9 protein-coding genes and 8 tRNA genes are annotated in these 10,338 nt (G+C 67.2%); 13 read left to right on the top strand and 4 right to left on the bottom strand.

The window, feature by feature from the left end; all coding sequences use genetic code 11:
* The first annotated feature begins 280 nt into the window (after positions 1-280).
* From gltX to G3N92_RS25565, 10 genes are all read left to right on the top strand, one after another.
* Positions 281-1,681 carry a glutamate--tRNA ligase gene (gene gltX / locus G3N92_RS25610; RefSeq protein ID WP_206130387.1) on the top strand — a complete coding sequence of 467 codons (1,401 nt, stop codon included), beginning with the start codon at positions 281-283 and terminating at the stop codon, positions 1,679-1,681.
* 157 nt (positions 1,682-1,838) lie between these two features.
* Positions 1,839-1,914 (top strand) — tRNA-Ala (locus G3N92_RS25605).
* Positions 1,915-2,071: 157 nt separating this feature from the next.
* Positions 2,072-2,147: transfer RNA gene (locus tag G3N92_RS25600), tRNA-Glu, on the top strand.
* A 79-nt stretch (positions 2,148-2,226) separates the two neighbouring features.
* A tRNA-Asp gene (locus G3N92_RS25595) sits at positions 2,227-2,303 on the top strand.
* Positions 2,304-2,382: 79 nt separating this feature from the next.
* Positions 2,383-2,458 (top strand) — tRNA-Glu (locus G3N92_RS25590).
* 77 nt (positions 2,459-2,535) lie between these two features.
* Positions 2,536-2,612 (top strand) — tRNA-Asp (locus G3N92_RS25585).
* 88 nt (positions 2,613-2,700) lie between these two features.
* Positions 2,701-2,776, top strand: a tRNA-Ala gene (locus G3N92_RS25580).
* A 32-nt stretch (positions 2,777-2,808) separates the two neighbouring features.
* Positions 2,809-2,884: transfer RNA gene (locus tag G3N92_RS25575), tRNA-Glu, on the top strand.
* A 77-nt stretch (positions 2,885-2,961) separates the two neighbouring features.
* Positions 2,962-3,038 (top strand) — tRNA-Asp (locus tag G3N92_RS25570).
* 173 nt (positions 3,039-3,211) lie between these two features.
* On the top strand, positions 3,212-3,679 hold the full coding sequence (locus G3N92_RS25565) for a GNAT family N-acetyltransferase (protein ID WP_206130386.1): 468 nt from the start codon (positions 3,212-3,214) through the stop codon (positions 3,677-3,679).
* 30 nt (positions 3,680-3,709) lie between these two features.
* Here G3N92_RS25565 and G3N92_RS25560 read toward each other — a convergent pair whose 3' ends face one another.
* Together G3N92_RS25560 and G3N92_RS25555 are read right to left on the bottom strand one after the other, a co-directional pair.
* Positions 3,710-4,567, bottom strand: a complete 858-nt coding sequence (locus tag G3N92_RS25560; protein WP_206130385.1) for a helix-turn-helix transcriptional regulator — start codon at positions 4,565-4,567, stop codon at positions 3,710-3,712.
* Positions 4,568-4,633: 66 nt separating this feature from the next.
* Positions 4,634-5,356: a haloacid dehalogenase type II gene (locus G3N92_RS25555; RefSeq protein WP_206130384.1), complete on the bottom strand. Its 723-nt coding sequence runs from the start codon at positions 5,354-5,356 to the stop codon at positions 4,634-4,636.
* 159 nt (positions 5,357-5,515) lie between these two features.
* Between G3N92_RS25555 and G3N92_RS25550 the strand changes: the two genes are divergently transcribed.
* A complete protein-coding gene (locus tag G3N92_RS25550) occupies positions 5,516-6,418 on the top strand; it encodes a LysR family transcriptional regulator (RefSeq protein ID WP_206130383.1) in 903 nt (300 codons plus the stop codon).
* 147 nt (positions 6,419-6,565) lie between these two features.
* On the top strand, positions 6,566-7,003 hold the full coding sequence (locus tag G3N92_RS25545; protein ID WP_206130382.1) for a universal stress protein: 438 nt from the start codon (positions 6,566-6,568) through the stop codon (positions 7,001-7,003).
* A gap of 308 nt (positions 7,004-7,311) precedes the next feature.
* On the opposite strand, the gene G3N92_RS25540 is transcribed toward G3N92_RS25545, so the two are convergent.
* Positions 7,312-8,976: a DEAD/DEAH box helicase gene (locus G3N92_RS25540; protein ID WP_206130381.1), complete on the bottom strand. Its 1,665-nt coding sequence runs from the start codon at positions 8,974-8,976 to the stop codon at positions 7,312-7,314.
* A gap of 470 nt (positions 8,977-9,446) precedes the next feature.
* Positions 9,447-9,716, bottom strand: a complete 270-nt coding sequence (locus tag G3N92_RS25535) for an acyl-CoA-binding protein (RefSeq protein WP_206130380.1) — start codon at positions 9,714-9,716, stop codon at positions 9,447-9,449.
* A 147-nt stretch (positions 9,717-9,863) separates the two neighbouring features.
* Here G3N92_RS25535 and tsaB point away from each other — a divergent pair.
* The coding region (gene tsaB / locus G3N92_RS25530) for a tRNA (adenosine(37)-N6)-threonylcarbamoyltransferase complex dimerization subunit type 1 TsaB (protein ID WP_206130379.1) at positions 9,864-10,338 on the top strand (475 nt) is incomplete at its 3' end.

Here is a 10,338-nt window from a genome sequence, read left to right as displayed (position 1 = left end):
GACCTCGCGCGCGGCGGCCCCGCCGCGGCGCGCACATCATAAATCAAGCGGCAGGACGCGGGCGGAACCGTCGCGGTGCTCGAGCGGAGCGGCGAGGCGGTTCGGCCTGGCCATCCGGCCGAGGCCGCGGGCCCCTCGAAGCCGGCGCGCGGCGGGTATAATTCCGGATCGTTTTATTTCGTTCCGGCGCCGGCTGCGCCCGCGCGCATGGCGCGCACCGTGCGCCGTCGCCGCGTCGTTTGTCATCCGAGCCGCGCAAGCGGCCATCGAGTTCCCGTCTATGACCCGTCCTGTCCGTACCCGCTTCGCGCCCAGCCCGACCGGCTTCATCCACCTCGGCAACATCCGCTCCGCGCTCTATCCGTGGGCGTTCGCCCGCAGCACGCAGGGCGTGTTCGTGCTGCGCGTCGAGGACACCGATGTCGAGCGTTCGTCGGAAGCCTCGGTCGACGCGATCCTCGAAGGCATGAAGTGGCTCGATCTCGATTTCGACGAAGGCCCGTTCTACCAGATGCAGCGCATGGACCGTTACCGCGAGGTGCTCGCGCAGATGGTCGAGAAGGGGCTCGTCTATCCGTGCTACATGTCGACCGAGGAACTGGACGCGCTGCGCGAACGCCAGCGCGAAGCCGGCGAAAAGCCGCGCTACGACGGCACCTGGCGCCCGGAACCGGGCAAGGTGCTGCCGGAGCCGCCGGCCGGCGTGCAACCGGTGCTGCGCTTCCGCAATCCGCTGACCGGCTCGGTGGTGTGGGAAGACGCCGTGAAGGGCACGATCGAGATCTCGAACGAGGAACTCGACGACCTCGTGATCGCGCGTCCGGACGGCACGCCTACCTACAACTTCTGCGTCGTGGTCGACGATCTCGACATGCAGATCACCCATGTGATCCGCGGCGACGATCACGTCAACAACACGCCGCGGCAGATCAACATCCTGCGCGCGCTCGGCGGCGAGGAGCCCGTCTACGCTCATTTGCCGACCGTGCTCAACGAGCAGGGCGAAAAGATGAGCAAGCGCCACGGCGCGATGAGCGTGATGGGGTATCGCGACGCCGGCTACCTGCCCGAAGCCGTGCTCAACTACCTGGCGCGCCTCGGCTGGTCGCACGGCGATGCGGAAATCTTCTCGCGCGAGCAGTTCGTGTCGTGGTTCGACCTCGAGCACCTCGGCAAGTCGCCGGCGCAGTACGACCAGGCCAAGCTCGACTGGCTCAACAACCACTACATCAAGGAAGCCGACAACGCGCGCCTGGCCGAGCTGGCCAAGCCGTTCTTCGCGGCGCTCGGCATCGACGAGGCCACGCTAGAGAACGGCGCGGCGCTGCCGGCCGTGATCGGCCTGATGAAGGATCGCGCGTCGACCATCAAGGAAATCGTCGATGGCGCCGCGATGTTCTATCGCGTGCCGGCCCCCGATGCCGAGGAACTCGCGCAGCGCGTGACCGATGCCGTGAAGCCCGCGCTGGCCGATCTCGCCGCCGCGCTGAAAACGGCCGAATGGACCAAGGAAGCGATCGCCGCCGCGCTGAAGGGCGCGCTCGCCGCGCACGGCCTGAAGATGCCGCAACTCGCGATGCCGGTGCGTCTGCTGGTGGTCGGCACGACGCATACGCCGTCGATCGACGCCGTGCTGGCGCTGCTCGATCGCGACGCCGTGGTGTCGCGTCTCTCGGTGTGAGGTGACGGCTGCCTCGGAGGGCGCGCGTTCGCTGTTGCGGCGGGTGGCTTCCGGGCAGCGCGAGAGCGGCGCGCGGCGGCGGATTTTTTGCGATTCCGATAAAAAGGGTATTTACAAACCCAAAGTCGCTCTCTATAATCTCGTTTCTGTTCTGCAAGGGGGTATAGCTCAGCTGGGAGAGCGCTTGCATGGCATGCAAGAGGTCAGCGGTTCGATCCCGCTTACCTCCACCAACAGAACAGTGTTTTATGCAGTATCTTGATTGAAGCGGTTGTCGTGAACGGGTTGAAAAAAATCCTTCACAAAACGCTGAAAATCAGTAAGAATCTCGGTCTTTGCTGAATGCGCAAACAGCAAAAACCAGCAGCAAGACAAATCTGCAAAGATTTTGTCCCCTTCGTCTAGAGGCCTAGGACATCACCCTTTCACGGTGAGTACAGGGGTTCGAATCCCCTAGGGGACGCCAGTCAAAGCGTCGTGCCCGGTTGGTGCGATGCGGATGAGCCGAGCAGCAGAATGCGCCGGCTTGTCGGGAAGTGTAGTGTGGAGCGGTAGTTCAGTTGGTTAGAATACCGGCCTGTCACGCCGGGGGTCGCGGGTTCGAGCCCCGTCCGCTCCGCCACCAAAACGCAAAGCCCGTTCGGCTGTTTCGATGAACGGGCTTTATCGTTAAAGGTGCAAGCAGTAGAAAGCAGTACGCAGTCCCCTTCGTCTAGAGGCCTAGGACATCACCCTTTCACGGTGAGTACAGGGGTTCGAATCCCCTAGGGGACGCCAAACACAGGCGTCGTTCGATTGATTCGATCGATGTGCCGGCAGGAGCGACCAACGCCTGCTGGTGGTAGTGAAAAGCTGGAGCGGTAGTTCAGTTGGTTAGAATACCGGCCTGTCACGCCGGGGGTCGCGGGTTCGAGTCCCGTCCGCTCCGCCAGATACGTCAAGCCCGTTCGGCTGTTCGTTGAACGGGCTTTGTTGTAGATGAGCAAGCAGTAAAGCGTAGTAGTGTTGTCGCGGTGCATGGGGGTATAGCTCAGCTGGGAGAGCGCTTGCATGGCATGCAAGAGGTCAGCGGTTCGATCCCGCTTACCTCCACCAACAACGCGGCGGCAGTAAAGAAGCGGTACGCAGTCCCCTTCGTCTAGAGGCCTAGGACATCACCCTTTCACGGTGAGTACAGGGGTTCGAATCCCCTAGGGGACGCCAAACACAGGCGTCGTTCGATTGATTCGATCGATGTGCCGGCAGGAGCGACCAACGCCTGCTGGTGGTAGTGAAAAGCTGGAGCGGTAGTTCAGTTGGTTAGAATACCGGCCTGTCACGCCGGGGGTCGCGGGTTCGAGTCCCGTCCGCTCCGCCAGAATGCAAAGCCCGTTCAGGATGTCCTGAACGGGCTTTTTGCTTTGGCGCGCCGCTCGGGCGCGCTGGATCTGTCGCCGAATTTCGTGCGCCGCTGCAAATCGGGACAATCCGGCATTGCATCGGCGGCGCGCTGGGTTATTGTGGCGGGGATCCGGGATATTTCACGATGCCATGTTCGATCCCATCGACGTCAGACTGCTGTTCCAGCTTCGCCCGGCCGAGCCGGCGGATTTCGAGTTCGCCGAAGCGCTCACGCACGCCAACATGGGCGACTACTATCGCCGCCACGACTTGCAATGGCGCGCCGATCTGTTCTATCTGAGCTGGTGCGAATCGGAAAACTTCATTCTGGAGCGCGACGGCGTGCGCGTCGGCATGATGCGGCTGACCGAAGAGGGCGATTCGCTGCATATCCGCGACGTGCAGATCAGCGAGGGCAATCGCGGCATCGGCGCGGGCAGTTATCTGCTCGACACCGCGCATCGCTGGGCGCAGGCGCGCGGGCTGCGCGAGACGCAATTGCGCGTGTTCGTCGACAACCCGGCGGCCAAGCTTTATCTGCGCATGGGTTACCGGCTCGCGGGGCCGCGGCTCGCGCAACTCGGTTCGATTCGCCACATGGTGCGGCGCGTGCATTGAGCGAGCGGCCGCGTGCCGCTGTCGGCGTGCTCAGGCCGTATCGGCGCGCGCGGCCAGTTCGGCCAGCGCGGCGGGATCTTCGGGATCGGGCGGCTGCGTGCCCGTGTCGCCCAGCATGAATGCGCGCGGGCTCTTGCCGAACGCCCGCCGGAACATCGCCGAGAACGCGCTCTGGCTTTGATAGCCGAGCTCCTGCGCGACGTGCGACATCGGCCGCCCCTGGTTCAGCAATGGGATCGCCCGCGCCAGCAGCGCCTGCTGCTGCCATTGCGTGAAACTCACCCCCAACTCCTGACGGAACAGCCGCGCCACGGTGCGTGTGCTCGCGCCGACGTGGGCGGCCCAGTAATCGAGCGATTCGGCCTGCGCCGGATGCGCGAGCACGGCCTCGCACAGCGCGCGCAGCCGCTTCTCGGTCGGCATCGGCACGGCGAGCGGTAGCGGTTCGCTGCGCGTCAGCTCGTCGAGGATCAGCGCCGTCAGCATTCGCTCGCGCGCCTGCGGCAGGTCGCGCGCATCGAGCGCGACGATCAGTTCGCGCAGCAGCCCCGATACCTCCACCACGCGGCAATCGTCGAGGCCGCCGGGAATCGCCGATTCGTCGATATAGAGCGTGCGCAGGAACGCATCCTCGACCACCACGATCTCGTGCGCGACGTGCGGCGGCGTCCAGATCGCACGCGACGGCGGCACCATCCAGGTGGTGCCCGCCGTCGTCACGCGCAACACGCCGCGCGGCGCGTAGGCGAGCTGCGCCCAGGCGTGCGTGTGCTGCGGGATGCGCGTGGCGGCCGGCATCGGCCGGGGCCGCACGCGCAACGGATGCTCGGGCGTGGGCGCGAATTCGGGCGGTATGTCGATCGTGATCGAGGCGGCGGACGGGTTCATCGGATGCGGTCGGGCAACGAGGACGAACCGGTATTGTAAGAGCGCCGCCGCGCGATGCGCGCCTGCTCAGGCGGCGAGGCCGGAGACGAAGGCGAGCAGATCGTCCATGCCGGCGCCGGTGGCGGCCGGCGCGATGCCGAGCTCCTCGCCCGGCGCGCCGCCGCGATTGAGCCAGAACGTCGTGTAGCCGAACCAGCCGGCGCCGGCCGCATCCCAGCCGTTCGACGAAACGAACGCGAGCTCGTGCGGCTCGGCGTCGAAGGCCGCGGTGCCGAGCCGGTAGGCGGCCGCGGCCGGCTTGTAGGCGCGCACGGTTTCCACCGACAGCACGCGATCGAACAGGCCCGCCATGCCGGCGCTTTTCACGGCGATGTCGAGCATGCGCGTGTCGCCGTTCGACAGGATCGCCAGCCGCGGCGCACCGGGCAGCGCGCGCAGGCGGCGCAGCACGGGCACCGTGTCGGGGTAGGTGGACAGGCACGCGTATTCGTCCATCAGGCGCTTCTCCGCCGATGCGCCGAGCGCTACGCCCAGCGTGCGCGCGGCGTAGCGCAGCGCGTCGAGCGTGATGTCCCAGAACGGGCGGTAGCGCGCGCCGTCGGGCGCCGACAGCGTGCGCAACTGCGTGTATTCGATCTGCTTGCGGCGCCAGAGTTGCGAGAGCGCCTCGCCGCGCCCCGGGAACAACTGCTCGGCCGCGGCCACCACGGCATGCACGTCGAACAGCGTGCCGTAGGCGTCGAACAGGATGGCTTTGGGAAAAGGGGCAGGGGCCGCGATGGGCGACATGGCCGTGCGCTCCGGTGAGAGGTCGGAAAACGATTCTATTCGTGATGCGCGCGGCGCAATAAGCGGCTAACGATCACTTGATCTTTTACTTTTACCAACCTAGTCTGGCGGTCATTGCGGGCGCGACGCCCGCGTTTTTCCTGAGCTTCCGCCTTCCCCATGGACCGTTTCAAGCAGATCGAGACCTTCATCGCCGTCGCCGCGAAGGGCAGCCTGTCGGCGGCCGCGAACGCCGAGGGCGTTGCGCCGGCCATCATCGGCCGCCGGCTCGATGCGCTGGAGGAGCGGCTCGGCGTCAAGCTGCTGGTGCGCACCACGCGCAAGCTCACGCTGACGTTCGAGGGCTCGGCGTTCCTCGAGGATTGCCAGCGCATCGTGCACGACATGCAGAACGCGGAGGCCAGCGTGTCCGCGGGCGGCGTGAAGGCGAGCGGGCATCTGCGCGTGTCGGGGCCGGCCGGCTTCGGGCGGCGTCACGTCGCGCCGCTGATCCCGGCGTTCACGGGCGCGCATCCCGATGTGACGATCACGCTCGATCTGTCGGATCGCGTGGTCGATCTGGTCAACGAGGGGTTCGACTGCGCGGTGCGGCTCGGCGAGCTGCCCGATTCGTCGCTGGTGTCGCTGAAGCTCGGCGAGAACCGGCGCGTGTGCGTGGCCTCGCCAAGCTATTTGGCGCGGGCCGGCACGCCGTCCACGCTCGACGATCTCGCGCGGCATCACTGCCTGGCGCTGGCCGCCAACGCCAACCAGCAGCGCGGCTGGGTGTTCCAGCAGGACGGGCAGACCGTGTCGATCCGCGTGAACGGCACGATGGAATGCTCGGACGGCGCGGTGCTGCACGAATGGTGCCTGGCCGGGCAGGGGCTGGCATGGCGCTCGTGGTGGGAGGTCGGCGCGGACATCGCGGCGGGCCGGCTCGTCAGCGTGCTCGACGCGTTCGCCGCGCCGCCGATCGGCATCCACGCGGTGTTTCCGCAGCGCCGCCATCTGCCGTTGCGCGTGCGGCTGTTTCTCGATTTCCTCAAGCACACCTACGAACGGCCCGGCTACTGGGGCTGAAACACGGCCCGGCCCCGCGTTTCCGATATCAGGACGAACCCTTTGCCGCACCGGCTCTGCCGGTTCGGCGGCCTACACTCAGTGGGTGAAGGCTGCCGCGGCGTAGGCGGGCGATGCCGCCGCGGCGTCGACCAGACGGAGGGCGCCATGTTCAAGCACATCCTGGTTCCAACCGACGGCTCCGAGCTGTCGCACAAGGCGATCGACGGCGCGATCGATCTCGCGCGCACGGTCCACGCACGCGTCACGGCCTACGCGTGCCTGCCGCACTATCCCTATTCCCCGTTCGCCATGGAGGCGGTGGTCGAGCCGCCGGTGGATTTTCGCGAGCGCTGCGAGCGCGAGGCGCGTGCCCATCTCGACGAGGTGGAAGCGGCCGCGCGTGTGGCCGGCGTGGCGTGCGACAGCTGGACGAGCCTGCACCCGTCGCCGTATCTCGGCATCATCGAGGCGGCGGAGCGGGGCGGCTGCGACGTGATCTTCATGGCGTCGCACGGCCGGCGCGGCCTGGGCAGCCTGCTGATCGGCAGCGAGACGCAGCGCGTGCTCACGCATACGAAGATTCCGGTGATCGTGTACCGATGAGGTGCCGTACAAGGAAAACCCGCGAGCCGGAACCGGCGCGCGGGTCGTAACGGTCTTGAAACCGGAGCGGCCCGTGCCAGGCCTCTCCGTTCGACGGCGAGCCGTTGTACGGCGGCATCCTGCCCGGGAACTGCTGGTGGTTCGCTTCGGCGAACGTCTTTGACGGGACAAGACCAGTTTCCCGCATTGTGAAAGTGCCAATGCGGGCGAAAAAAAACCGGTGCCGAAGCACCGGTTGTTCGTTCGCGGCTGGCGAAACGGGCGAGGCGAGGGGCCGTTCAGGGCCGCCGGCTCACCCGCGTGTTCGCTCAGGCCGTGCCGCGACGCGGGCCGCGCGGGCCGTCGTTGCGACGGTTGCCGCCGTAGCCGCCTTCGCGGTTGCCGCCACCGAAACCGCCTTCGCGGTTGCCGCCGCCGTAGCCGCCTTCACGGTTGCCGCCGCCGTAACCGCCTTCGCGATTACCGCCGGCCGACTTGCCGCTCCAGCCGCCGCCATTGCCGCTGCCGTAGCTGCGGCCGCCTTCGCGGTTGCCGCCGTAGCCGCCTTCACGGCTGCCACCCGGCTTGCCGCCGCCGCTGCCGAAGCGGCGGCCGCCGTTGCCGGTGCCCGGACGGCCGCGGCCACCCGGCGCGCCGTTGCGCGGGGGCGCCTTGCGCGGCTCGAAGCCTTCGACGACGTTGACCGGCAGCGGCGAACGCACGAAGCGCTCGATGCGCTTGAGCGCGCCTTGCTCGGCGTGGTGCACGAGGCTCACCGCCGTGCCAGAACGGCCGGCACGGCCGGTACGGCCGATACGGTGGACGTAGTCTTCGGCGAACTTCGGCAGATCGTAGTTGAACACGTGCGTGATGCCCGGGATGTCGATCCCGCGTGCGGCCACGTCGGTCGCGACCAGCACGCGCACACGGCGCTCGCGCAGGGCGCGGATCGTGCGGTTACGCGCGCCTTGCGGCAGATCGCCGTGCAGCGCGGCCGATTCGAAACCGGCGTCGGCCAGACGGCCAGCCAGGTTGTCGGCGTCGATCTTGGTGGCCGTGAAGATGATGGCCTGGTCGAGCGACTCGGCGCGCAGCAGGTGATCGAGCAGACGATCCTTGTGATCGCGGTCGTCGACGTAGTGGACGGTCTGGGCGATATTGGTGCGCGCTTCGAGCTTCTGGACGATCTCGATGCGTTCCGGATCCTTCAGCAGGCGGCTCGTCAGCGAACCGATCTTGCCGTCGAGCGTGGCCGAGAACAGCATCGTCTGACGCGTGGCCGGCGTGGCCGCGACGATCGTTTCGATGTCGTCGATGAAGCCCATGTCGAGCATGCGGTCGGCTTCGTCGAGCACCAGCATCTGCAGTTCGGACAGATCGATACGGCCGCGCTCGAGGTGGTCGAGCAGACGGCCCGGCGTGGCGACCAGGATTTCCGGGTTCTTCGCGAGCAGCATCAGCTGCTGGCCGTAGGCCACGCCGCCGAGGATGCTGACGGTGCGCAGGCGGCGCAGGTGCTTGCCGTAGTTCGCGGCGGCCGTGGTGACCTGCATCGCGAGCTCGCGGGTGGGCGTGAGAACCAGCAGGCCCGGGCGGGCAACCGGCTGCGGACGGCGCTGACGGCGGTCGGCCGATTGCGGCTCGCGCGGCGTGCGCGGCTGCTGGGCCAGGTTCTTTTGCATCTGAGCGAAGCGCTCGATGGCGGGCAGCATGAACGCGGCGGTCTTGCCCGAACCGGTCGGGCTGGACACCAGCAGATCGCGGCCGGCGATGCCGGCGGGGATCGCACGCTGCTGAACAGGCGTCGGCTTCACATAGCCGGCGGCCTGCAGCGCGGAAACGATCTCCGGCGACAGCCCGAGCGATTCGAAGGTCGGGCCGTCGACGACCGGCTGCGCGGCTGCCTCGACGGGCGCCGGCGCGTCGGTGGTCGTCACGCCGAGTGCTTCGTCAGCAATCGCGGTCATGGGGCTTTGGGGTTGGCTCGAAGTCATATCAATCCTTGAAACACGGTAGGTTAAACGTCGGCGCCAATCGTGCATGCCCAAGTCGACAATGCATCGAGCAAATCGGGAACGTGACAGACGTCCGCGTTCTGAAAAACGCAGACTCACTCACGGGTGCTGTTAGAAGCTGTTTCGGGTGCGGCACACGGCGGATGTCCGAAAACCGGATATCGCCGAACACGCCGCCAGCCTGATACTTTGATGGCCGCAAGGGCCCAGAGAGGCAGGAGGGGACAGGTTCTAAACTGGATTGGAGCGAAACGTACGAGGCATCAGGCGGTGGGGCCAGACGGCCGGCCAGTGCGTGATGCGGGAGCGAGTATAGCGGGATTTGCTGCGGCGCGCCACTGCTGCATGGCGTTTTTGTGAAATGCCGGCGCGTTGCACGCCGGTTCGACACGATTGCTTACGTTTGACGCCACTTATGTCACACATAAGCGGCGTCGCAGCGCGGCGGCCTACGAAGCGGCGCCGCTCTTCAGATCTTCGACGAGCTGCACGTATTGCTGCTGCGCCTGTTCCTGGGCGGTGCCCTTCAGCGCGGCCCAGGCGTCGTACTTGTACTTGCCGACGATATCGGTGAAGCCCGGCTTGTCGCCGTGCACGTCGCCTTCGCTGCCCTGCTTGTAGAGCGCGTAGAGGCGCAGCAGCGTCATGTTGCCGGGGCGCTCGGTCAGTTGCTGGACGTCGTCCTGAGCTTGCTTGAACTGGGTGGCGATGTCGCTCATGCGGGTGTCTCCGTGGGTTTTCAGGTCGGCAGATGGTAGCAAGCGGCGCGGCGCGGCGGGTCGAGCGTTCCTTCCAAACCCGGGCGAGGCGCGTGCGCGACGGCCGGCTGTCCGGAAACGCCCGAACCGGCGGGGCGCCGCATTACAATGTCGGCCATGACGCAAACAGTGCTCCTCGCCATCGATACGTCGACCGAATTCTGCTCGGTCGCCCTGATCGCCGCGCCCGCCGACGCGGCCGCCGCTTCCGCCCCCCGCATCTGGTTCCGCCACGACGAAACGGGCGCCGTCTCCAGCACGCGCGTGCTGCCGGCCGTGCGCGAACTGCTCGACGAGGCCGGCTTCACGCTGGCCGATTGCGCCGCCATTGCATTCGGCGCCGGGCCCGGTTCGTTCACCGGCCTGCGTACCGCCACCGGCGTGGCGCAGGGCCTCGCGTTCGGCCGCGACCTGCCGGTGGTGCCGGTCGGCACGCTGCTGGCCTGCGCCGAACACGCGCGGCTCAACGCGCTCGCGGCCGGGCAGCAACCGCCCGCGCGCGTGCTGGCCGCGCTCGACGCGCGCATGGACGAAGCCTATTGGGCCGACTACGCCTGGGACGACGCCGCCGGCGACTGGCGCG

The organism is Burkholderia sp. Ac-20379 (genome assembly GCF_017104645.1).
Lineage (GTDB): Bacteria > Pseudomonadota > Gammaproteobacteria > Burkholderiales > Burkholderiaceae > Burkholderia.
This window is presented reverse-complemented; position numbering and strand designations above follow the sequence as displayed.